Origin of the sequence: Enterococcus spodopteracolus, from assembly GCF_030441955.1 — a bacterium.
Classification (GTDB): domain Bacteria; phylum Bacillota; class Bacilli; order Lactobacillales; family Enterococcaceae; genus Enterococcus_B; species Enterococcus_B spodopteracolus.
Window position 1 is genome coordinate 187505 of record NZ_JARJHD010000004.1, and the last position, 24366, is coordinate 211870.

The 24366-nt window shown below is 37.6% G+C and carries 24 protein-coding genes, 1 tRNA gene and 1 pseudogene; 6 read left to right on the plus strand and 20 right to left on the minus strand.

The window, feature by feature from the left end:
• Positions 1-78 precede the first annotated feature (78 nt).
• The gene (locus tag P3R27_RS07590) at positions 79-615 is read left to right on the plus strand and encodes a TetR/AcrR family transcriptional regulator (protein ID WP_034690678.1); all 537 of its coding nucleotides are present in this window, start codon (positions 79-81) and stop codon (positions 613-615) included.
• A 70-nt stretch (positions 616-685) separates the two neighbouring features.
• Here P3R27_RS07590 and P3R27_RS07595 read toward each other — a convergent pair whose 3' ends face one another.
• A complete protein-coding gene (locus P3R27_RS07595) occupies positions 686-1036 on the minus strand; it encodes a hypothetical protein (RefSeq protein ID WP_034690675.1) in 351 nt (116 codons plus the stop codon).
• A 211-nt stretch (positions 1037-1247) separates the two neighbouring features.
• Between P3R27_RS07595 and P3R27_RS15195 the strand changes: the two genes are divergently transcribed.
• On the plus strand, positions 1248-1538 hold the full coding sequence (locus P3R27_RS15195; protein WP_126133978.1) for a CPBP family glutamic-type intramembrane protease: 291 nt from the start codon (positions 1248-1250) through the stop codon (positions 1536-1538).
• 114 nt (positions 1539-1652) lie between these two features.
• Here the strand turns inward: P3R27_RS15195 and P3R27_RS07600 are convergent.
• The 3 genes and pseudogenes from P3R27_RS07600 to P3R27_RS07610 form a co-directional block, all read right to left on the minus strand.
• A tRNA-Arg gene (locus P3R27_RS07600) sits at positions 1653-1726 on the minus strand.
• Positions 1727-2054: 328 nt separating this feature from the next.
• On the minus strand, positions 2055-2738 hold the full coding sequence (locus P3R27_RS07605) for an O-methyltransferase (protein WP_034689058.1): 684 nt from the start codon (positions 2736-2738) through the stop codon (positions 2055-2057).
• 79 nt (positions 2739-2817) lie between these two features.
• Positions 2818-3347, minus strand: a pseudogene (locus tag P3R27_RS07610) (S24/S26 family peptidase).
• Positions 3348-3774: 427 nt separating this feature from the next.
• Here P3R27_RS07610 and P3R27_RS07615 point away from each other — a divergent pair.
• Both P3R27_RS07615 and P3R27_RS07620 read left to right on the plus strand, forming a co-directional pair.
• The gene (locus P3R27_RS07615; RefSeq protein ID WP_051536203.1) at positions 3775-4200 is read left to right on the plus strand and encodes a hypothetical protein; all 426 of its coding nucleotides are present in this window, start codon (positions 3775-3777) and stop codon (positions 4198-4200) included.
• 406 nt (positions 4201-4606) lie between these two features.
• The gene (locus P3R27_RS07620; protein ID WP_161633740.1) at positions 4607-4753 is read left to right on the plus strand and encodes a hypothetical protein; all 147 of its coding nucleotides are present in this window, start codon (positions 4607-4609) and stop codon (positions 4751-4753) included.
• 303 nt (positions 4754-5056) lie between these two features.
• Here the strand turns inward: P3R27_RS07620 and lplA are convergent, their stop codons facing one another.
• From lplA to P3R27_RS07675, 11 genes are all read right to left on the minus strand, one after another.
• A complete protein-coding gene (lplA, locus tag P3R27_RS07625; protein ID WP_034689061.1) occupies positions 5057-6061 on the minus strand; it encodes a lipoate--protein ligase in 1005 nt (334 codons plus the stop codon).
• Between the two features lie 13 nt (positions 6062-6074).
• Positions 6075-6815 carry an MBL fold metallo-hydrolase gene (locus P3R27_RS07630; RefSeq protein ID WP_034689062.1) on the minus strand — a complete coding sequence of 247 codons (741 nt, stop codon included), beginning with the start codon at positions 6813-6815 and terminating at the stop codon, positions 6075-6077.
• 61 nt (positions 6816-6876) lie between these two features.
• Positions 6877-7671 (minus strand): DUF975 family protein, encoded by a 795-nt coding sequence (locus P3R27_RS07635; protein ID WP_034689063.1) that lies wholly within the window; start codon positions 7669-7671, stop codon positions 6877-6879.
• Positions 7671-8753: a M42 family metallopeptidase gene (locus tag P3R27_RS07640; protein ID WP_034689064.1), complete on the minus strand. Its 1083-nt coding sequence runs from the start codon at positions 8751-8753 to the stop codon at positions 7671-7673. Before P3R27_RS07640 ends, P3R27_RS07635 begins: the two co-directional genes overlap by 1 nt.
• A 221-nt stretch (positions 8754-8974) precedes the next feature.
• On the minus strand, positions 8975-10240 hold the full coding sequence (gene dltD / locus P3R27_RS07645; protein WP_284592289.1) for a D-alanyl-lipoteichoic acid biosynthesis protein DltD: 1266 nt from the start codon (positions 10238-10240) through the stop codon (positions 8975-8977).
• A 2-nt stretch (positions 10241-10242) separates the two neighbouring features.
• Positions 10243-10476 (minus strand): D-alanine--poly(phosphoribitol) ligase subunit DltC, encoded by a 234-nt coding sequence (gene dltC, locus P3R27_RS07650; RefSeq protein WP_034689068.1) that lies wholly within the window; start codon positions 10474-10476, stop codon positions 10243-10245.
• 27 nt (positions 10477-10503) lie between these two features.
• The gene (gene dltB / locus P3R27_RS07655) at positions 10504-11709 is read right to left on the minus strand and encodes a D-alanyl-lipoteichoic acid biosynthesis protein DltB (protein ID WP_284592288.1); all 1206 of its coding nucleotides are present in this window, start codon (positions 11707-11709) and stop codon (positions 10504-10506) included.
• On the minus strand, positions 11709-13208 hold the full coding sequence (dltA, locus tag P3R27_RS07660; RefSeq protein ID WP_301356567.1) for a D-alanine--poly(phosphoribitol) ligase subunit DltA: 1500 nt from the start codon (positions 13206-13208) through the stop codon (positions 11709-11711). Before dltA ends, dltB begins: the two co-directional genes overlap by 1 nt.
• A gap of 10 nt (positions 13209-13218) precedes the next feature.
• Positions 13219-13368 carry a teichoic acid D-Ala incorporation-associated protein DltX gene (locus tag P3R27_RS07665; RefSeq protein ID WP_010736035.1) on the minus strand — a complete coding sequence of 50 codons (150 nt, stop codon included), beginning with the start codon at positions 13366-13368 and terminating at the stop codon, positions 13219-13221.
• 210 nt (positions 13369-13578) lie between these two features.
• The gene (locus tag P3R27_RS07670) at positions 13579-15693 is read right to left on the minus strand and encodes an ABC transporter permease (protein WP_034689071.1); all 2115 of its coding nucleotides are present in this window, start codon (positions 15691-15693) and stop codon (positions 13579-13581) included.
• Complete coding sequence (locus P3R27_RS07675; RefSeq protein WP_019723768.1) at positions 15683-16450, minus strand: ABC transporter ATP-binding protein; 768 nt, start codon at positions 16448-16450, stop codon at positions 15683-15685. The genes P3R27_RS07670 and P3R27_RS07675 overlap by 11 nt, the downstream gene beginning before the upstream one ends.
• Positions 16451-16771: 321 nt before the next feature.
• On the opposite strand from P3R27_RS07675, the gene nrdD reads away from it, so the two are divergent.
• Complete coding sequence (nrdD, locus tag P3R27_RS07680) at positions 16772-18961, plus strand: anaerobic ribonucleoside-triphosphate reductase (protein ID WP_034689072.1); 2190 nt, start codon at positions 16772-16774, stop codon at positions 18959-18961.
• Positions 18962-19211: 250 nt separating this feature from the next.
• A complete protein-coding gene (gene nrdG, locus P3R27_RS07685) occupies positions 19212-19814 on the plus strand; it encodes an anaerobic ribonucleoside-triphosphate reductase activating protein (RefSeq protein ID WP_034689073.1) in 603 nt (200 codons plus the stop codon).
• A gap of 102 nt (positions 19815-19916) precedes the next feature.
• Here nrdG and dinB read toward each other — a convergent pair whose 3' ends face one another.
• The 5 genes from dinB to holB all read right to left on the minus strand — a co-directional run bounded on the left by dinB (position 19917) and on the right by holB (position 24363).
• Positions 19917-21053, minus strand: coding sequence for a DNA polymerase IV (dinB, locus tag P3R27_RS07690; RefSeq protein WP_200868965.1), 1137 nt, complete (start codon positions 21051-21053; stop codon positions 19917-19919).
• A 158-nt stretch (positions 21054-21211) separates the two neighbouring features.
• Positions 21212-22081, minus strand: a complete 870-nt coding sequence (rsmI, locus tag P3R27_RS07695; protein ID WP_034689075.1) for a 16S rRNA (cytidine(1402)-2'-O)-methyltransferase — start codon at positions 22079-22081, stop codon at positions 21212-21214.
• 139 nt (positions 22082-22220) lie between these two features.
• On the minus strand, positions 22221-22568 hold the full coding sequence (locus tag P3R27_RS07700) for a DNA replication initiation control protein YabA (protein WP_010736045.1): 348 nt from the start codon (positions 22566-22568) through the stop codon (positions 22221-22223).
• Positions 22561-23385: a PSP1 domain-containing protein gene (locus tag P3R27_RS07705; RefSeq protein ID WP_034689076.1), complete on the minus strand. Its 825-nt coding sequence runs from the start codon at positions 23383-23385 to the stop codon at positions 22561-22563. Before P3R27_RS07705 ends, P3R27_RS07700 begins: the two co-directional genes overlap by 8 nt.
• Before the next feature lie 39 nt (positions 23386-23424).
• On the minus strand, positions 23425-24363 hold the full coding sequence (holB, locus tag P3R27_RS07710) for a DNA polymerase III subunit delta' (RefSeq protein ID WP_034689078.1): 939 nt from the start codon (positions 24361-24363) through the stop codon (positions 23425-23427).
• Between the last annotated feature and the right edge of the window lie 3 nt (positions 24364-24366).

Consider the following 24366-nt stretch of genomic DNA (forward strand, 5'->3'; position numbering starts at 1 on the left):
GACTTCCTATAGGCAATGATTCAACATCTGTCCAATAATGAACACTTAGGAAGATACTGTCAAAAAAAGGAGAAACAAATGGATCGTCGAAGCAAAAGAACGAAGCACGCAATCAAACAAGCCTTTTTAGATTTAACGAAAGAAAAACCCATCAATAAAATCACGATTGCGGAGCTTTCACAACAAGCAGATATCGGGAGAGGGACGTTTTATACTCATTATGAGGATATCTATGATTTGCGTTCAAAAATCATTGAAGAATCGATTTGTACACTGATAGATATCTTCGATCAAACTTACCCCAACAAAGAGCAATATGACTTTCGCCGATTCGTCCATGCTTTAGTCAATCATGTAGATGAGAACAAAGCTGTTTTTCACTTTTTCTTCAATGATTTCATGGATGATGAACTCTCTGTCCAACTTACACAGATCCTGATAAAAAGAGTCATAGACGAAGAACAATTAGATAGGAAAGATATCAAAAATAAAGTAGAGGTTCTTTTTTCTATTTCCGGCACTACTAGTGTTTTAACTGAGTGGATCAATGGGAATCTAAACGTGGAGAAAGAAGAATTGATTGCTATTTTAGATGACATCATCACACGGTTTTAATCAAAAAAGAAGAACACTAGCAATGATATCCTAGTTGTATAACCGTTCTTCTTTTTCGTGAATTATGTCTTTACTCGAGTTGCATCAAAAATTCTCTTTGTTCATCCCCTAAAGGAATGATTTTTTTGATGATTCGAAACCGCCAATGCTTATTGCCCGCGGAAAAACGCCAGATAACTGATAAACCGCCACCTAATGCAACTTGTTCCTCTTCGATCGCTGTGCGTTCATACGTGAGATGATCAATAACCTTTGTTTGAAAAAAGTTTAAAAATAAAATCGTCACTTTGGTCTCATCGATCAATAAAATCACTTTACTACTGATACTGTCCAAACTCTGAGATTCCGCAAAACAGCGAAACATTCCTGCTGATCTATACGGACCTGTTAAACGATCCATCCATTTTTTTGTGATTAACATAAACGTTTCCCTTTATCCTCTCCTGAAATAAGCCCTTTCGATTTTCGACCGAATGAACATCGGTCCTTTTTGATCGTCCAGTTGATGTTGATGCTCTATTTTACCATAGATGTTCGATTTACCTACATTGATCAAAATGAAAAACTCCCAGAAAAAAAACAGGTGATACTAAATTGTTGATAGAATAATCCTACATTTATCACAGCTTAGCTTGAGTCTGGTTGAAGAAGAAATTTATATTGTTGCGATCTTCGTTCTGGTCTTTCTTTTACTTTTTACATTTATGCGTACTAAATTTTCTATTTGGGGCGCTAGTACGATTTCTCTATTGGTTTTTGGTCTCAGCCATTATGCCGTATACGATGGAAATCTCCATCAATGTATTTTTATTATTGGTTTGGCTCATGCCACTTCTCTCTATGCCTGGTTAAAAACACAAAACTTATTGATCCTTATGCTTGCGCATCTCTTATATGATTTGATCTTATTTTTTGGAATTTGAACCATCGATTTTTTATACGATCAAACCTGTACCTTCAAAACTTATTGACGAATAGCTCTTATTTATCCTAATATAAAAAAGCCGCTAGAAACAAAAGTTTCTAACGGCTTTTTACGTCACAGGAGGGATTCGAACCCCCGACCGTCCGCTTAGAAGGCGGATGCTCTATCCAGCTGAGCTACTATGACAACTTTAGCGGAACAAAAATAATTATAGATAAATTAAAAGCTTATGTCAATACAAAATAGTTATTTTATGAAACAAAAATTTTTATCGTACTTTTTTCTTACAGAATGTACTATCAAAATACAGGCACGATTTTCATCTTGTATTTTTTTCTACGATCGACTTGTCATTTTAACATGGAACATGAAAGTCTGTTTCGTTCAACATAGTAAGGCAGAACTTGACTGGATGGATTCCCTACTTTCAACTTCTGCCTTGCTATCAATGAGATCGACTTAGCTACTCGCTTAGCTAGCATTCTTTTGCATCTTTACTAAGAAAATCTGGCAATTATAAGTTGATCGTTTCTGCCTCTTTCGTGATCAAAATCACACCATCACCCAAAGGTAACAACGTAGAGGTCAAATCCGGATGTTCCATGACCACGCGCAGAAATTCATTCAATTTACGATGGATCGCTCGTTTCCCTCTTGGGATCTCTTCATCTGACAGAAGAATCGTCCCTCCTTGAAAAATATCATCAACCATCAAGACGCCGCCTTTTTTCAATACACGAAGGCATTCAGGCAAGAATTCGATATATTTTGATTTTGCACTATCCATAAATATAAAGTCATAAGGACCTGTCAATGTTGGTAAAATATCAGCCGCTTGGCCTTCTAATAATGTCACTCGATCCGTCATCTCTAAACGCTCATACGTTGCTTTCGCTTTTCTGATCATCACATCAAAGCGATCGATCGTCGTCACATGACCTTCTTTTCCAATGACTTGTGCCATCAAACTAGATGAAAAACCAATCGCAGCTCCAATTTCAAGTACTTCTTTTGGTTTGATCTGTCCCAATAAAAATTGCAAAAAGACGACCGTCTCATGAGGGATGATCGGCACTTCCGCCGCATGTGCTTCCTCTTCAACTTTCCCCAATTCTCCAGTTAACTGTTTTTGTTTTGTCCGCATAAAATCCAATAACTCTTCTTTTACAACGGGACGATGCATCATTTCATTACGCATACTTCCCCTCCTCTTCCAAACATTATACGAAGAAACCTATCTTTCGACAAGAGGGAGAAGCTGGTAAATAAAAATATGATTATTGCATGTCAGAAAAAAAATCAGTTTCTTTCTCTCGACGTTGTTTCAGTTCAAGGTAGGTATGCCAAGCTGTAATGGAGGACAAGCACACAGCGATTCCTAAGAATACCCCTTTCATCCAATTGAACGCATGCCGTGAGAACAATAACCCTATGTACGGGATCTTGAATACAGGCGTGCCAATAATATTACGATCTCGTACTGCTTCAACTTCGATTTGCGTTTTTCCATCAGCTTTCGTGTAAAAATACTGGTGTTGATCTTCAATAGCAACGACTCTTCTTGTCACGATATGTTTACCTGAATTTTCATAGTAGGTGATCAAATCTCCAACTAAAATCGTATCTGTCTTTCTTTTTTGTACATAGATCAGACTTCCTTCTGCATAAGACGATGCCATCGCTTGATCATCAATGATATGCGGTGTCAGTCCAAATACTCGAGGGAGCCGCACGACACACAAAATGATTGCTAGAAGAACCACTAACGAAATCGAACTAAAAAAGTTATTTTTTTATAGATAGGCACATTGAACCTCCTTAATAAACATTTTATTAAATCTATAATATAATAACGAATTTTTTTTGACAATATTAATACTCAGTTTGAATATTCTCTATAAAAAAATAAACAAGCGAACAAAAAACTATAAAAATAGCTAAAAATTGACTGTTAAATGAAAAAATTTTACTCTGTAATTAGATAATTTATTAAAGGAGATTTGTCTATGGTTATTTTAAATAACTGATGTAATAAAATTATACCATTCTCTATGAAAATTAAATGAAGCGTACTTATTATATCTATATCGTTATTTATAATAAGTATCGCTTATTTTTTTCATTACCCCTTCATGCCAATCTCTTAATCAAAGGCAACCATCAATGGCTGTGTCTCATTAGATGACACACTACTCTACAGTCGCCCTAAAGAAAGCGCACGAAACAATCATGGATTGTCTGTATCGATCATCGATCTACTAGAACCCTATGTAGGCAAGACGTTGAAAATCGTTGTTTCCTCGCCTTATCAAAATTATACTGGTCTAACATCTAAAGTTGATTTGGGAACTACCATTCCAATGATCAGCTTCATTTTCTCACAATCAATCCCACAAGTCATCGCGATGATCTTGGCTTTTGTTATTGCCATCGGATTGTTGATCTGGACTAGCTATATTCTCTACAGACATAATAGATCAGATCATTCATTATTGATTTTGACCTTATTTTCTTTCGTGCTTGGATTTGAATCGATTTCGGAATATATCTTGAGCAGTGTTCTTTTTGAACCAATCGTACATTCGATTTTTTCACACTTATTTGCAATCTTGACTTCTATACTGATTATTTTTTACTATCAGTCCAAAATGACAAACTAACAGAAATGGTATGGTTATTTCTGCTATTTCCAAACATTTGTTTTTGCCAACATCTTACTTTATGCATTATTTTCATATTTTGAATTATCTGAATTAATGCCCTTTGCTAGTGTTGTTAGTGTTGTAAGCACTTTTTTTCATTGTATGTAGTCTTTGGATCGGTTTGATCGCTATCTTCTTATATTCGATTGGGCATTCGATCATCAAATGGCCCACGCTCTTATTTGCGATTCTCCTGATTGTTATTTGTCGGATACAATATCATGGAGAATATCATGAAAATCGATAGTTACCATAAAGAACGTCTTTTCTTACAAACCAAACAGATCTGATTGAAACATATTATATAAAAATCCAAGAACAGATCCAACAAATCGATCAAGCAAAAAATGACTTTGTTGTACAAATGGAAGAACTGAGTCAATTGATTGATACAAATGAACAAGCCGAAGTGAAAACTTACTTAAAACGGATCGTAGACGAAACAAGACAATTGGATTTGTCTCTTTTTCCGACAGGTCACCAACTAACAAAATTGATTTTGGCTAGATAGCAGCACCTTGGTCCAAGAAAAAGATAAGTGAGTCGATCGCCTAAAAATCAATATACCATCTAGTTAAAAAAGACCTTCAAAAGCAGTCAACAGGCTGTTTTTGAAGGTCTTATGATCGATTCTATTTTAGATTTGTCGGGTCTGGGATATTGGCTATCCGTCAGCTTATCACCCTACATCCGAATAAATGATGTTCCAGAAGCGGATATTCAACATTAAACTAAAAAATTGTAAAATACGAAAAACTATTTTTCAACTTTCTATCTTACTTCCTAGGTCAAAACGCTTCTGTCACAATTTTATCTAGTACAATAACTCCAATAAATCTTGTGCTTCGATTGCACCAAAATACTTCTTGATATCGATCGTTTCCACTACTTCTTGTAAGGTAGCTTTGTCATACTTTATACCCGTCAACACTTGTTCAACATCTTTGATATCTCCTAGACCAAAGAAATCGCCAAAGATTTTTACATCCTCGATGATCCCTTCTGAGACATTCAGATGTACCTCGATCGATCCAATCGAAAAGCGTTTTTGACGTGAAAAGTTGAAATCTGGTGATTTTCCATAGTTCCAATCCCAATTTCGATAATACTGCTCAGAAATTTGATTGATTTTTTCCCAATCTTTTTCTGTCAATTCATAGGTCTTTACGTCTTCTACTGAAGATACGCCGAAAATTTTCAAAAGAATGTCTTCACGAAATTCTTCGGTTGTCATCCCTTGTTTTTCCTCAGGTAAGAATGGTTTGATATTAGTAACTCGCGAACGAATTGATTTGATTCCTTTGGATTCGATTTTTTCTTTTTTTACTTTAAGCGCATTGACTACCTCATTAATGTCTGAATCGAACATGATCGTTCCATGAGCAAACATTCGACCATTTGTAGCATACATGGCATTCCCTGAAAACTTCAAGCCATCGATTACCAGGTCATTACGTCCTTTTAATTCGGCACCTGAAATACCTAATTCGTGTAATGCTTGGATAATTGGTTTAGTCACCTTCGCAAAGTCACGGAACGAATCCCCATCATCTGGCATGATGAAACTGAAATTCAAATTACCAAAATCATGATATACTGCCCCACCACCGCTTAAACGACGGACCACATGGATGCCATGTTCTTCAACATATTCACGATTGATTTCTTCGATCGTGTTTTGATTTCGACCAATAATAATTGACGGTTCATTGATGTAAAAAAGCAAAATTGGTTCTTCTAATGGCATCTCTTGCAGTAAAAAGGTCTCGATTGCTAAATTTACTCTTGGATCGTGGTTTTCATTTGGTACAAAAATCATTCTGCTCGTCCTCCTATATATCAAACACTTTATCGACTTCGGCTAAGGCAACTTCGATTTCTTCTCCAGCCGCTTCTTTTGCTTCATTCTCTAATTGTGTTAGGTTACCGAATTGTGGCAAGTGTGTCAAAACTAGTTTTTTGACTTTTGCCGCTTTTGCGATCTCTCCGGATTCTTTTGAAGTGAAATGCGCTTTATGTCGCTCATTTCCTGCAAAAAGATACGTGTCTGCCAAAAAGAGATCCGCCTCTTTAGCAAAGGGGATAAAACTCTCTAAATAGCCAGAATCTCCTGTAAAAACAAGTACTTTTCCGGTGGCTCTTTCGACAATACGCATGGCATAACAAACCACTGGATGAATTGTTTCCAAGAAAGTGATCGAAAATGGTCCGACTTCAAGTTCTTGGGTTGGATCATATGCCACTCCTTGGGACACTCCCGGCATCGTCAATTGTTCAAAATGACTGGCATCTTTCGTATGTCCATAGATTGGTAATATCTTTTCCTGATCTCTGTTTGGATGCAATTGCCACTCATATTGCAAAACACCTAGATCTGCGATATGGTCATGATGATAATGGCTGATGATCACAGCATCTAAAGCAAGCGGATCGAGATGGTCTTCCAATTTCACAAGCGTTGCGCTCCCTGCATCAATCAACAAATTAAATTGATCAGCTTGCAACAGATAACTCGTCGTTCCTTGTTTTTTATAAGGATATGCACCTAAGCAACCTAAAACGGTTAATTTCATGACTGATTCCCCCTCAAAAACTTATGCTACCACAATTTCTTATTTTCATAAGAAAAACTGCTTATTCGAAGTGAAAGTATTCCATTGGGCTGCCTTTTTCAATACGAGCTTGTTCGTAAAATTGTGCAATCGACACATTGACATAAGCAATTACCCAAAGTAAACCAAAGAACAGCGCAATAAATCCGAGAATATACCAACCAATAAATGAAAGTTGCAGAAGAAGATAGGTCCCAATACGATCTTTCAATAAAAACCAGGCATATTTCAAACTTTGGATAACTGTCAGTTTCGGATAGTCAAACTTTGTCCAAGCAGCAAATTGGAACAATCCTGCAACGATCGTCATCACAAATAACGACACGAAGAATAGTAAAGTTGTAAAGACTGCAAAGCTCAGATCAATCGTAAAATCATTCATCACCCCTTGTGGTGATGCATTTCCATTAAAAAGTAGATTGATATACGTATTGAATCCGCCAATCAAAAAACTAGGCAAAAGTATAATACCATTGATCAGCCAATTGAATACGGTATTTAAAAGATTGATAAGCAGAATCGGTACAAAATATTCTTTTTGAAAAACAGCAAACAATAGATTGGATTTTGCTCGCCCACCTCTGACCACAACTAACGAGATATAATAGACCCCATAAGTAAACGCAAAGATCAATACGTGTTGAAGCAAAAAATTGAGTACGTTTGCCTGTGTGCTATCTATTGGGAAGATGCCTACAAAAAGCTGCTGGATAATCAACCCAATAAAGACTGAAAGGAAAATGATCCAAGCATTGATCCCCCACTGTCCTTCTAAAGATGCCCGGGCTTTTTTTCGATATTCAGAAACATTCTTCATTACTCATAACTCCTAATTTCTGCTACTTTTTCACTATCCAAACGTTTGACTACTTCAGTAACTAACTTCACTGTATTGAAGTAATCTTCCTCATGGATGATCGATGTATGTGAATGCAGATAACGAACGGGTACAGTGATTGCAATAGATGGCACACCATTACGTGACACATGCATTTGGCCCGCATCTGTTCCCCCACCGGTGATGACAGTATACTGGAATGGAATAGCCATTTCTTCTGCCACTTGAATCACAAAATTCAATAATTTTTTATGTGGGATCATCGAAGCATCGAAAATCAAGATTTGTGGTCCTTTACCTAAAATTGAATCTGCCTCTTTCGGTGTCATCCCTGGTGTATCACCAGCAGTACCTGTATCTAAAGCAATCGCAATGTCAGGGTCAACCAAATGAGTACTTGTGCGCGCACCTCTTAAACCAACTTCTTCTTGTACATCACTTCCAGCAAATAAGACATTCGGATGTCCTTCTTTTGCTAGATTTTCAAGTACACGTAAAGAAACAGCTGTCCCAATACGATTGTCCCATGCTTTTGCTAACAAGAATTTTCCATCATTCATTCGACGATATTCAATATAAGGAGTGACCATATCACCAGGACGAATGCCCCATTCCGTCGCTTCTTCTTTGCTTGTCGCCCCGATGTCAATAAACATATCTTTGATATCATAAGGTTTGTTACGAACTTCAGCAGTCAAGACATGTGGTGGTTTTGAACCAATCACGCCATGGATGATTTTTCCCTCTTGAGTCTTGATTTCTACTTGTTGCGCCAACATGACTTGGCCCCACCAACCACCAAGTGTTTGAAATTCAATAAATCCTTTATCTGTGATCTTTGTAACCATAAAGCCCACTTCATCCATATGTCCGGAGATAAATACTTTAGGGCCCTTGCCAGAATCATGTTTTGCGATGATACTACCTAAACCATCGTAAAAAATATCATCTGTGAACTGCTCTGCATATTTTTTATAGACTTTTCGCACCTCTTCTTCATTTCCCGGTACGCCACGCGCAGTTGTTAAATCAATCAATAATTGTTCTTCATTTTTATTCAAACGCTTTCCCTCTTTTCCATACTTAATAGTAGAATTATATCATTGTTCACTGATTTTGGGGCAGCATATTTGTTTGATTTATGCAGTCATATTATAACGCCCATCTTCTTTTGAACCTGCTACCATCTAAAAAATAACCCATAACATCCCCTCTATTGGGACATTACAGGTCATTCCACGAATTTCTTCATTCGTCTTGTATTTTGATTCCAATGCATCGTTTATTTTTCTGGTAGGGTATCTGGGGTTTGCAATTGCCACTCCTTACTATAGAAAGCATCATCTATCTGATAATGAGACACTGGTTGCTTCTCTTCTAGGAAAGGTTGGATATACTGATCTGCAGTCAACCAGCCTTGCCAACCAAGATGGATTGTATCTTCCATAAAATAGGGCACACTAGCCATTTTGGTTAAATCTGCGATGTGTTGAAATCCTTGTTTCTTTAATTGATACTTGATTTTTTTGGCAAATCCTTGCAACATTTCTTGAGACAAACCGGTATAATCACTCCACTTTTCATTCACTGGCGGAAGAATGAATAATGCTTCAGTATGTTCATTTGCTAGTTGCTGCAATAATAATTGAAAATCAGAATATTCCTTTGAAAAACGATAATCCCAGTCTTTCTGTGAGTCTTTCAACTCAGCTAAATGGTGTTTGATTCGGGTATTGTAGAAATCATCTTTTAGTGCAAAAGGATTATTCTTAGTTTTACTAGCACCAATCTGCGTAGCGAGCTTATTTAGTTGTTCTTTTTCATAACTAGTTGGTAATGGTTTGGTCGCTTGATCGATCTGTTTTTGTTTATCCGTCAAACCAATCCCACTAAATAATTCATCCTCACGCTTCAAGATGTTCCATTTATCTTCCAAGCCCGCTAATTCTTTATCATTGGGTTTGATTCCTTTTTGTACTGTACTTAAAATCCGCGTGATGTCCTCATCTTTCGAAACGATTGAAAAACTTAATAAACGTCGCGCGAAATAGCGATCTGAAGCGGTCACTTTTTTTATTGAAAACAGCCAATCCAATGTCTGTAACTCTGAATAGTGGGTACTGAAATAGTCTTCCTTCACCCCGTCTTTTACGAACCACTGAGGTGACACGATGACCACTACTTTTTTATTTCTGAGATCCTTACTAGCTGAGCGCATCATCATGAACTGGCTTAGCGATTGGGTCCCAGGCGCACCTAATAAAAATGGTTCGTAGCTCCGTTGATATTTCTGGGCTAAAACAGAAGGATGAAAAGGACTGATCCTACTCAATTCACTCGAGCCAAGAAAAGGCACATACTTTTTTTCAGTAAAAGCTGTATTTTTGATTACATCCCCTCGTAAGACGTTGTCTGACATCGAACTGGCTGCTCTATGAATGATTTCTGGGTCAGCTACATTCACGCGATAAGATGAAGTGAAAAAAATCGCAATCAGTATAAACGCAAGTATCACTGGACCAAAAATCGCAAACAGCTTTTTCTTCATGGTTATTCCTTCAATTCGTTGACTTGATCAATGATTTTATTTGGTGTAGCCCATTCTTCTCGATCAAATTCTGATACAGGAACTTGTACATCAAGCTGTCCATCCAACTCAACTAATAATTGAACAGAGCCTAGTGAATCCAATAAACCTTCACCAAACAAATCGATTTCTTTATTTTCTTTCACTTCATCTGTACCTGTAATCTCTGCTAAAATCGTTAAAACTTGTTCTTCCATTTCTATTCTCTCCTTTAAACTCGTCATTTATTTAAAAAATAGTTGATCTAAAAATCCTGAAAAAATCAATAAGCTAGCACACACTGCTTGAAACGTCATAAAAACAGAAAAGGCGTGGGTCAAGCGATTGGAAGGAAGTTTTTTCTTCCGTTTTTTCTTGTAGCGAATCCATGCATCTGTCACACAAATCAGCGTTGCATGATAGATACCATACAAAATGTAGAACCATGTCAAACCGTGCCAGATACCCATCAATAGAAACAATGCAAAGTATCCGATATTTGAAGTCACGATCTTGCTCTTGAACCATTTTTTCTTCATCAAGAAGAACAACAACCGCATATATACGTAATCTCTGAACCAGAAGGACAAAGACATATGCCAACGATTCCAGAATTCTTTAATATTCCAAGCTAAAAATGGTTTGTTGAAATTGATCGGGGTATCATAGCCCATCAAATAGCTCGTACCAACTGCAAACAAACTATAGCCAGCAAAATCGAAAAAGAGATACAAACTATAGACATACATGTAACCCAATAGCCACCACGAGATTCCCCCATGAGCCAAGGCACCCTTTGATACGATGGGTAAAAGTACCTGTCCGAGATAATGACCGATGATGAATTTGTATAAAAAACCCATAAACAGATGATGGACCCCTTTTTCCAACATTTCCAGATATTGTTCCTTTGTTGGTGGTTGGAGCTGATCTTTTTCAAATCTTCGATAACGATCGATTGGTCCTGAAGAAATGGTTGGAAAAAACAACAAGAACTGAATATAACGGTAAGGATGATAGGTTTTGATCATACCGTCTCTCATTTCCATGATCATTTGTACCGATTTGAATGTTAAATAAGAAATTCCCAGAAAACTAAACAGTGATTCCTTACCAGATGTTAGAAATGGTGTGACTTTCGTAATCGCTAAAGGTAGAATTGCTAGAACTACCGCTAGATAAAACCATACACTCTGGTTGCTTTTTTTTCGATAAGTGAAATAACACCAAACAAGTATACTTTGCCAAATCACATAGCCAATCAAAGCAAGTCCTTGTTGCCAATACGTTCCTCCAAAGCTGATGAACAAGAAAAAGAAAGTTACAAGAACTTGATAAGTTCCTAAACGTTTCTGAAAAAATAGTAGGGAAAAAATGATTGGCGCTAACGCGAAACTCAGTAATAGAAAATAATACGGCTCCGCATAAGGAATCATATGTGGGAGACTCATCACCTATTCACCTCAGCTGTCAATGCTTTTCGATCAATTTTCCCATTGTTCGTTTGTGGCAATTGGTCAATAAACGCCACTTTTTGTGGGATCATATAGTCCATCAGAAAATCGGTCAACCTTTGTTTGATCGAACGTATCAACTGATAATTAGTATCCGGAATCGCTTGATTCAATACAACAAACGCCACTAATTGTTGGACTTTCGACCCTTGATATTTGGGAACAACGATTGCTTGATTGATTCGTTCATCTTTAAGCAAGGCATGTTCAATATCACCTAATTCAATGCGGTAGCCATGTAATTTCACCTGTTGATCGATTCTTCCCTCAATAAAAAGCAAACCATCCTCTGCTAAATATCCTGCATCTCCTGTTCGATAGTTTTGATGCCCAGTTACTTGAAAGAACACTTCCTTCGTTTTTTCAGGATTGTTCAAATAGCCTTTTGACACGCTAGGACCAGTAATCAAAATCTCGCCGCGATCACTTTCACCATTTTTCAAAATGGATACGGTCGTATCGGACTTGACATAGCCAATTGGTAAACGTTCATACGTAGTCAATACTTCTCTTGTGATCAATATACTGGAGATGGCTACTGTCGCTTCTGTCGGCCCATACGTGTTGTAAATTTTGGCTGAAGGAAACCGTTCGAGTAACGCTTGCGCCGTTTTCTTCGTCAATTCCTCGCCACAGAAAATGAATGTAGCCAGCTCTGGTAAATGTCCCTCGGCAAAAGATATGTCCATCAAGCAAATATCAACAAACGAAGGAGTCGATACCCAGATGTCCAGTTTTAATTGTGGTAAAATAGTAAATAATTTTTGAAAATCTTGGATGTTTTCCTTGAATAAAGGCTTGATGATCCCCCCGGAAACTAACGCTGGATACAAAGTGAACACAGATAAATCAAAAGAGAAAGGTGCTTGTGCTAAAAAAGCTTGTCCCTCTTTGATTGGAAAGTCGCGCAAGACCCAATCGACAAAGCTCACCAAGTTATCATGACTAATTTGCACGCCTTTGGGTTCTCCTGTAGTACCTGAAGTAAAAATAAGATAAAAATTTTCATCACCTTTCACTGTATGCTCAAATGGATAACCAACTATCGAGGCGATAATCGAGCGTAAACAATCTTTTTGGATGATTGGTATATCTGTCTCAATCTCCCAGTCACTTAAACTAATGATCATACTAGGTTGTGCGACACGTAAAATCGCTTCGATCCGTTCCTTCGGTGTTTGGGCATCAATCGGTAGATACGCATGTCCTGCTTTCACTGCGCCTAAGAATGCTACCACCATCTCAAACTCTAGATTGCCGAACACGATGATTGGTCCCTTCGTAGTCAAACGCTTCTCTAAGTAATAGCCTAATGCATCTGAGGAGTGCTTCAGTTCTTGATATGTGTGTCGCTCCTCTGCTGTCTGATAGGCGATCCTCTCTGGGTCTGCTATTCCCCAAAAATCGATCGCAGCCACGATTCCTTTTTTCTTCATCGTTTCCCTCCTAGAATTCGTTATATATAAATGTTCCACCTTGAATATTTTTGTAATGATACAAATAAATGAGTAATAATAGTATCGTCGAATAAACAAGGGTTCGAAGCATAAAAGTTCGCCAATATCGAACCTGTGGTTGCTGCCACCATTGTTTCATCTCTTTTACCTCCTATTTAGATCCTTAGTCAAATTCTACTCATTCTATCCACAAAAAAACATTTGTTTTACTAACAGAATGCGCTTTACAGCTAACAGTTTTGTCACTAACTAAAGAGAACAAAAAAAGAGCCGTACGAAAATAAATGCGTACAACTCGATTCTGTCTTTCGTTCAGCTAGAATAAGATACCCTTTTTGCTCTATTTTTCTTATTCCTCAATGATCCGACAATACAAACGGCTAGTCATAAAGTAAAAGAGTAGGTAAATGACGATCAATAAGCCACAAACAAAGTATGCCAACCAATAGTCTGCTCCTTCTACATATTGAGAAAACACATTGATGGCAAATACTGCATGAGTGATGCCCAAAATCATCGGTGGAAAAAACATCAACGCATTTTGTTTATAGATCATCCGATTTGTTTTGCGTTGAGCAATCCCTAATTTTGTCAGCAATTGATAATTGGTTCGTTCAATTTCAGCTTCGGATAATTGTCGCACCATCAAGATACTACCGGTTGCAATGATCACGATCATTCCAACAAAAAGGGCAACAAAGATATTGATCCCAATTTGGCGGTCAATGGCACGCAACCTAGGATAGCGCGCATTATAATTCAAACGTGATGTTTGTCCTGTCAATTTATTTTCTGAATATTCGCTCTCCTCTTCTTTAGAAGCATCCGTATGGATCGTCCCAACTATTCCTTGGTCAGTAATCTCATAACTATAATAAATCGTGTGTGTCCAATTAGTAGGTACTTCTTTATTTAATCGTTCGGTCATTTTTTCTTGATTACCGCCAGTCACATTCCAATTGATGATCTGATATTCTAATCCAGTGACACGGTCAAAGATTTCTTGAGTAACGACCAACGTTGTTCCATATACTCCAGTTACATGGCCAAAGATTCCTTGAACAAAGATCGCGGACGGTCCATAATAGGTCATGCTCTCATCTCCTAAATATCCAGGAAGAACCTGTTGGATCAAAAGTTCTTGTTTATCCGGCAAATAGATCTTTTTCCCATAACTGGAAAAATCACGAAACATCGTTTTTACTGAATCTAACATAATTGCATGGTCTTTCTCTGTAAGTTTGATGTTTGGCAAACTAGGTTTGATTTTGCGAAAGGTGCGGTATTCTTCTTCAGAAATCAAATTGACTGGCTTGATTTCATTGCCACCAGATACCGAACCAATACTCAGATTATAATAGCTCCCTACTACTTTGTAATGAAAGACTAATTCGTCGCTGATTTTCTGATTCTCTTCTGTTAAGATCGGTCGCAGTTTATCTGCCGTTTGAGTATCTAATTGATATGAAACAGGCGCATGAATTTCCTCACGATGAGCAACGAGCGTCGTCCTTCCAATCATTCCGCCGATCATTGCCAAAGATAGGCCAATAACTAATGTGATCAACGAATTCATTCGCCAGCCTTTTAACAGATGGATTTGTGTATTCCCAATTAACAAAAAATTGGTTCCTCGGTACTTAAATCTCGATTCGCTCAACAAATGGAGCAGTAAACGAAAAGAATAACGAAAGAACAGGTAGGTCCCTAATATGCAGAAAAACAATATTGAAAACGGAAAAGCGATCATCAATCCTAGATTTACTTTTTTTTCCAAGAGTTGGCTAATTGTTTCTTTGAAATTCAATGCAGCGAAATAGCTGCTAGAAATCATCAATACTCCGATCACGCCCAATAAACGATGCCTTGTGCGAATACGCAACATTGAACTTTCCACTTGTTCTCTTTCCCCAAAACTACGATTCATGGGATAACTCCAAATCTTCCATAGTGAATAAAGAGAAACTGCCGAAAGAATAACAAAAAATACCACAACGGTTTCAAAAATGGACGGGATAGGAATAAAAAAACGACTAGTAATGTCCATCTTCATCATTCGCACTAAAATCATTTGAAACAATTTTGAGAAAATACTTCCCAATAAAATCCCTAACATACAAGCAAAAAAACCAATGGTCATCGTTTCCAACACATAGATTGATGAAATCTGGAATTTGCTGATTCCGAATAATTGATAGATCCCAATCTCTTTTTGTCTCCGATTGAGAAAAAAGCGATTAGCACTGAGCACGAAAAAGAGTAAAACAACAGTAATGATCCAACTACCAAGCTTTAAAATATTATCTATCGAAACATCTTGACTTGCCCTTCGAATCAGTGATTGGTCATAGGTCATCGCGCTAAAAGAGTAATAGATCATCGTCGATAAGGTCAAACTGAAGAAATAGACAAGATAGCCCCTTGATTGTTTTAAAAAACTTTTTGCGGCTAATTTATAAAGCATTGATTTTACCGCCTCCTCCAATCGTCGCCTGCATATCGATGACTTTTTCAAAGAATTCTTTTCTTGTCCCACGGCGGATCACTTCTGAAAAAATCACCCCATCTTTGATAAATAAAATACGGTTGCAATAACTAGCTGTATAAGGATCATGTGTCACTAATAAGATCGTTGATTTTTCAACTTCGTTCACTGTTTTTAAATAATTCAACAATTCTGTTGCTGATTTTGAATCCAATGATCCGGTTGGTTCGTCCGCGAAAATCACCTCTGGTTCTACTACTAAAGCTCTAGCTGCCGCAATCCGTTGTCTTTGTCCAACTGACATTTCATCAGGATAACGTTTTAGTAATTCTTCGATCCCCAAAAGCTGGGCCACATGTAAAACTCTTCGGTCCATTTCATCTTTCGCCATATTTTCAACAGCTAAAGGAAGTAAAATATTATCTTTACCATTCAATGTATCTATAAGATTGAACGTTTGAAAGATAAAGCCAATTTTTTTTCGTCTGAAATCACTCAATTCATGTTTTTTCATTTTTGTGATTTCATTTCCTTGGATCATCACACTGCCCATCGTTGGTAGATTGATCGTTGATAAGATATTCATCAGAGTCGTCTTTCCCGCTCCACTTGGTCCCATGATGCCAATAAACTCTCCTTCTTCAACTGAAAAAGAAACATTGTCTAACACCTTAACCGGTGATTTACTACTTCCATAACTTTTACTTAAATGTTTTACTTCGATTATTTTACTCATGCTAGTCCTCCACCTTTATCCTTAATTGAATAGTAGCACATCCTTTCATTTTTTTCCCTTTTGATTTTGTCACCTGGTCACTCAAGAAAATTATCCTGAATTTTTTTTATTCAATTTTTTTATTCAAAAAAAAATAATACGTATTTTTCAAAAGCTGATACTGCACGTTTTCACTTTTTTTCACAAGATAATATACACCATATATAGTATACTCATTCAATTATACAGGGATAAAACACTATATGTAGCAGATAATTAGTTGCTCCTTTCTTCAATTTGTTTTATGATAGACAAGAACAATTTTTGTAGGAGCTGAAGAAAATGAAACGAACAGATCAAGAAATGGCTGTGCTAGAAAAACAGCCTGAAACCAAAAAAATGACTGTCATCAAACGCGATGGACGCGAGGTACCATTTGATGAACAGAAAATAAATGCCGCACTGATCAAAGCAGAAAAGAAAATTCACGGTTCCTTATCTCCTATTACGTACGAAAAGATCCAATCAATCGCAGAACTTGTGATCAAAGAAATCAAAAATCGCTTCGCAAATAACGTAAAAATCTATGAGATCCAAAACATCGTTGAACATATTTTGTTAGAAAAAAACGAATATGCCTTAGCAGAAGAATATATCCATTATCGAACAAAACGTGATTTTGCTCGTAGTAAAGCAACAGATATCAACTTTTCAATCGAGAAACTGATCAATAAAGACCAAAGTGTTGTCAACGAAAATGCGAACAAGGATAGTAATGTATTCAATACACAGCGTGACTTGACTGCTGGCATCGTTGGGAAATCGATCGGATTGAAATTACTTCCACCGCATATTGCCAACGCACATCAAAAAGGCGATATCCATTATCATGATCTCGATTACCATCCGTATACACCAATGACAAATTGCTGTTTGATCGACTTCAAAGGTATGCTGAATAACGGGTTTAAAATCGGAAATGCAGAAGTCGAATCACCAAAATCGATCCAAACAGCAACGGCACAGATCTCACAGATCATTGCCAATGTTGCATCTAGCCAATATGGCGGATGTTCTGCCGATCGTACAGATGAATTGCTTGCTCCTTTTGCACAATTAAATTACAAAAAGCATTTAATTGATGCCAAAGAATGGATCGACACACCCGAACGGCAAGAAGCCTATGCAAAAGCAAAAACCAAAAAAGATATTTTTGATGCTATGCAAAGTTTGGAATATGAGATCAATACACTTTTCACTTCCAACGGACAAACGCCTTTTACTTCACTCGGCTTCGGTCTAGGTAAAAATTGGTTTGAACGAGAAATCCAAAAAGCGATTTTACAAATCCGAATCAATGGATTAGGAAGTGAGAAACGGACAGCGATCTTCCCCAAATTGATATTTACACTAAAAGACGGAATCAATCTGAAACCAACTGATCCAAACTATGACATCAAACAATTAGCCTTAGAATGTGCCACAAAAAGAATGTACCCAGATATTCTAAATTATGACAAGATCGTTGAATTGACAGGAAGTTTCAAAGTACCAATGGGCTGTCGCTCCTTCTTACAAGGTTGGAAAGACGAGAACGGTGAAGAAGTGAATGTCGGAAGAATGAATCTAGGTGTGGTTACGTTGAACTTGCCGCGGATCGCCTTAGAAGCAGACGGTGACCAAGAAAAATTCTGGCAATTACTTTCAGATCGCTTGTCAATCATGAAAGATGCCTTAGTTTATCGAGTCGAACGTTGTAAAGAAGCGATTCCTGCAAATGCACCGATCCTTTACATGTATGGTGCATTCGGTAAACGACTATCTCGTACCGATGCTGTAGATGAATTATTTAAAAATCGTCGAGCAACTGTTTCATTAGGCTACATCGGACTTTATGAAGTCGCTGCTTCTTTCTTTGGCGGTGCGTGGGAAAATAATGCAGAAGCCAAAGACTTCACTCTAGATATCGTGAAAAAACTAAAAGCTAATGCAGACGCTTGGGGAAATGAATATGGCTATCACTTCAGTGTATACTCCACACCAAGCGAAAGCTTGACGGATCGTTTTTGTCGTTTAGATACAGAAAAATTCGGTATCGTTGAAAATATCACAGATAAAGAATATTATACTAATAGTTTCCACTATGATGTGCGTAAAAATCCAACGCCATTTGAAAAGCTTGAATTTGAAAAAGACTATCCAAAATACTGTTCTGGTGGCTTTATCCATTACTGTGAATATCCAGTGTTGCAACAAAATCCTAAAGCATTAGAAGCTGTTTGGGACTTTGCCTATGATAAAGTAGGCTATTTAGGAACCAATACGCCGATCGATCATTGCTACCAATGTGGTTTTGAAGGAGATTTCCAACCAACTGAACGTGGCTTTGAATGCCCAGAATGCGGCAATCACGATCCAAAAACATGTGACGTAGTCAAACGAACATGCGGCTATCTAGGAAACCCACAAGCCCGCCCAATGGTCCACGGCAGACACAAAGAAATCTCATCACGCGTGAAACATATGAAGTAAGGTTGTGAAAGAAGCGTTTAGTACTGAGTAATAAGACAGAAAAATCAAAAATGGCTGTTTCATTTTAGATTTTTTTGACTTATTACCGAAGTATTGCTTCTTGAACACCGTAGATAAGGTTGTGAAAAAAACATCCAACTCCATATCATATGAGAGATAGCACCCTTTCTCTGGCTATTTTCTTATGTCTCCTACGACCTTCAAGAATTTTTTATAACGGATACCATTTTATAATGAAAGAAGTTTTACTATGAGAAATCCTAAACCTAAAGAATGGCTGGCTCAAGATTATAGTCATGACTATATTGCCGATTATAAACCGTTCAACTTTGTAGATGGCGAAGGTGTTCGTAATAGCTTATATGTAAGTGGCTGTTTATTTGCCTGTGAAGGTTGTTTTAACAAAGCCGCTCAGAATTTCCGTTACGGCAAACCATTCACTCCAGAACTGGAAGAACAGATCATGGCTGATCTACGCAATGATTACGTCCAAGGATTGACACTTTTAGGCGGTGAACCTTTTTTGAATACGAATGTTTGCCTACGTTTAGTCGAGCGAATCCGCCAAGAATTTGGTCACAGCAAAGACATCTGGTCTTGGACCGGTTATACCTTCGATGAATTATTACAAGATTCGGAAGATAAATTAGAACTGCTCTCGAAAATCGATATTCTTGTTGATGGCCGTTTTGAATGGTCAAAAAGAGATTTCAAATTACAATTTCGTGGAAGTAGCAATCAGCGTATCATTGACGTGCAACGATCGCTTGCTGAAAAACAAGTCGTCATCTGGGAAAAATGTACAGATGCTACGCAAACATATGAACAAATAAAAAAACAAGAATTGATTTAACTATACTCAGTTTTGATTGAACACAATAAAGAATGCTCCATCTAAAAGGCCAAGACAGAAGTGAATTTCGCTTTTGTCTCAAAGTCTAAGATGGAGCATTCTTTATTCTATTTCTGATTCTATCGTTTGCGTTTCCCACAAAGGTAACACAATATTCTCATAAGTCATCGGATCTAAATTCGTCAGTGTGATACCTAATAAACGAATCCCCTTCTCTATCCCTAAAATCTCTTCCCAGATCAGACTGGCTTGATAAAACAGCGCTTCTTTTTTATAGACATATTCTGGTAATGTCACTCGCTTCGTTACTGTAGAATAATCGGTATAACGGACCTTCAAGACAACTGTTTTTCCATGTTTTTGGACACGTCGGAGAGAATCTTCCACTTTCTCAGCCAGCTGACGCAACTGACCAAGAACTTCTTCTTCTGTTCTTAGTGGTTGTCCATACGTATGTTCTTTACCGACTGACTTACGCTCGCGGGTGACATTGACCGGCGAATCATGAATACCTCTTACTTTTCGATATAACGAATACCCCATTTTACCAAACTGTTGGATCAACATCATTTCAGTACATTGATAAAGATCTTCTCCTGTAAAAATACCTAATTCATGCATTTTAGGAACAGTTTTCTTACCAACACCATGAAATTTTTCGATTGGTAATGCTTTTAAGAAATCGACAGCTTCTTCGGGGGTGACGACTGTCATTCCTTTAGGTTTTTGAAAATCTGATGCGAGTTTCGCTAAAAATTTATTATAGCTGACACCAGCCGAACAAGTCAGATGCACCGTTTGCCAAATATCAAGTTGGATCATTCGGGCGATTTTAATCGCTGATTTACAATTGATTTTATTATTCGTGACATCTAAATAAGCTTCATCAATACTAACTGGTTCGACTAAGTCTGTATAGCGATAAAAAATCTCCTTGACTTCTTTTGATATCGCACTGTATTTTTGGTGGTCTCCAGGTTTGAAAATCGCTTCTGGACAAAGTTCATAGGCTTTTTGGGCACTCATTGCGGAATGGATGCCGAACTTACGTGCTTCATAGTTAGCCGTCGTCACTACCCCACGCCCGCCAGTATCACTGGGATGTCTGGCAATCACTAAGGGTTTTCCACGAAGCTCAGAGTGATCTCGTTCTTCAACGGACGCGAAAAAAGCATCCATATCGATATGAATGATTTTTCTAGATGTATTATTATGTAAAGGAAACTGTAATTCCATCAGACTCACCCCATTTCATTATACACGAACTTTTGTTCCCTTTCAAGTTAGGAGGTTCGTTTTTCAAAGAAGCTGTACCTCGTGCTTAATTGATTATAAGAAAAAAGTCGTTCAAAAGACTGTTCACCACAGCAAGCCTCTGAACGATTTTTTATAAAAAGTTAATCATCCAATTCATGGAACTGACGATAAACTTCTTGTTTTTTTATTCCATTTTTGACTGCAATCGTTTTGATTGCCACGTTAGTTTTTTCTCCTTGCTCAATTAATTGTTGTACCTGTTCTTTTAACGTACCTTGAAGTTGTTCACTTGGTACGATCTCTTCGTTACTCCCCTCAACAAGTAAACAGCATTCTCCCTTGATCGGCTGTTTTTCTAAATAACCAAGTAATTCTTCAATGTCTCCGCGTAAATATTCTTCATGAATCTTCGTCAATTCTCGACAAAGCACAACTTGACGATTACCAAACACTTCCAACATATTGGTCAGCGTTGCGACTACGCGATAAGGTGACTCATAAAAAATCAATGTTGCTGTTTGATTGCGCAGCGATTCCAACATCGTTTTTTGTTCTTTTTTCTTTCTAGGTAAAAACCCATAAAATAAAAATGGCTGCGGAACTAGACCTGAAGCAATTAATGCAGTCATTCCGGCGGTAGGTCCTGGCAATGCTACGACTGGAATATCTTGCTTGATACAAGCAACAACAAGCTCATGCCCAGGATCACTGATAGATGGCATGCCCGCATCGCTTACTTGTGCTATCATTTTTCCTTCTTTTAGCCAGTCGATCAATTGAGGAATACGTTCTTTATAATTATGCTCGTGCAAACTTTTTTGGGGAGTTTGGATCTCGAAATGATTCAATAGCTTTTGTGTATTGCGTGTATCCTCACTTGCGATCAAATCCGCTTCTTGTAATGTCCGCACACTGCGAACAGTCATATCCTCCAAGTTTCCGATCGGTGTTGGAACGAGGTAAAGTGTACCAAACACGTGATTTCCTTTAAAGCTCTTTTGGTTATACATATGATTCTCCTTATCAAACAGAGTAAAGGAAGCTACTCTAATTAAAAAATTTATCCTGGTAGTTCAACGACGAATACCGCAAAACAAGAGTGCTTTGCGGTATTCGTTGACCGTGATAGAAGCCACTAGATCCTTTGATTTAGCGACCACTTTCTCGATAGATCACTTCTAAACAGAACGCACAAGGTTCATCATTTTCACGTCTTGAACCATACAAATCATAGCAAACATGGAATCCTTCTTCATAAATCTTTTCTAGATTCATTCGGGATTTCGATAGTTCTTGCTTGGCATTTTCAGCTGGAGCTTGCGCCACTTGGTTCAATTCACGAAGATGTTCACGTAATCGTTGATTTTCCATCTCTAAGGTGGTATTTTTCTCAACGATCTCATGCAGTGCATGTTTCATCTCTACTAATTCAGTCAATGTATTTCGTAACTCTGACTCCAATTGGTTCAACCCATCATATAATGATCTCTTATCCATTCATCTCACCTACTTGGATGAAATTTTTTAGTTCATCCCATTCATATTCAACAGGATTTTCCCGTCCGTTCAGTCGCACACTAACTAAGCGACTAAGCAGGTTCAATCCTACGACTTTCCCTTTACCATCAGGAGTTTCAAGTGTTTTCCCAAAGTCAGGGAGTTCTTTTTTTGCGGCTTCATATGCTTCACTTTCATACTGTAGACAGCACATCAAGCGACCACACAAGCCAGAAATTTTAGTTGGGTTCAGTGATAATTCTTGTTCTTTTGCCATTTTGATTGAAACAGGGACAAAATCTCCTAAGAAAGAAGAACAGCAGAGTGGTCGCCCACAAGGTCCGATACTTCCGATCATCTTCGCCTCATCCCGAACACCGATTTGTTTCAATTCGATCCTTGTACGAAAAACGGCAGCCAAATCTTTCACTAATTCACGAAAATCAATACGTCCATCTGCCGCAAAATAAAAAGTCAATTTGCTTCGATCAAAAGTATATTCAACTTGGACGATCTTCATTTCTAGTTTTCTCTCTCTAATTTTTTCTTTCGCAATCAAAAAAGCTTTTTTTGCATCTTCTTCATTTTTGTTGCTTTTTTTAAGCTCAGCAGTTGTTGCTTTATGCAAAATAGGATTGATGGTTTCAGGTAAATCTTCCAGATCAATATCTCTTTTGGGAATAGCAACCGTTGCGATATGTAAAGTTTGCTGAGACTCGACTAACACTTTATCATTGTATGCATATTCTGAATCTCCGGGTGTAAAATAATAGACATGACCAGCATCTCTATAACGGACACCTACTACTTCTACCATTTGTGGCCTCCTTGATTACGCAAAATATAAATTGACAAATCAAAAAATCGTTTGTAATACAAATTGCTCAGCGACGGCTTGAAAACTCACATTGCTACGCAGTTTTTGTTCTGCTAACAAAATACGTTCAATCGTTTGATTCAGCCGTTTGACTTTACCATACTCCCCAGATGTTATCGCCTGTTTTTGAGCTTCCTGATAATAATACATTAAAATTGAAAAACCAGTAAATTGTTGATTTTTTTCTTTAAATACTTTCATCAATCGTTTTTGTACATAGATAAAGGCTTGTGTATCTCTTTTATCCAAGTAGACAAACCATTGATAAATCAAGTTCTTAGCCTCATTAAACCATTCATCTTCTGAGATTTCAACTGCTTTTCCTAAACTGTTTGTCAAGAATGACAAAAGTTTTGCTTTTTCCGTAGAAATTTGCTGATCTTGTAATTTTTGGATCAATGAATCCTTTGACAATTCTTGAAAATGCAAGGTTTGACAACGAGATTGGATCGTAGGTAAGATTCGACCAATGGCTTCCGTTTCTAAAATCGCTAGAAAATCCCCAGGTGGTTCTTCTAAAAATTTTAATAAACTATTGGCCGCACTCGCATTCATTTTTTCTGCTTCCTGTATCAAGAATACTTTTTTCCTTGATTCATATCCGCTACGACTAAACTCTGTTTGTAAGCGCCGGATCTGATCGACCTTGATCGACTGACCATCGGGTGCAAGAACGAGTACATCTGGATGTTCTTGATTCTGGATCCGTTGACAATTATTGCATCTGCCACAAGGTTGTTGGTTGTTCATATTCGTACAATATAAATGTTGTGCTAACCAAATGCCTACCTCATGCTTTCCTGTACCTTTTTCACCTTCAAAAAGATAAGCATGAGCGAGACGCCCATGCTCAAAACTTCGTTGAAGTTGTTGATACACGAGAGGTTGCATTTGCGCAAGTATGTTTTCTTGAGCCATAGT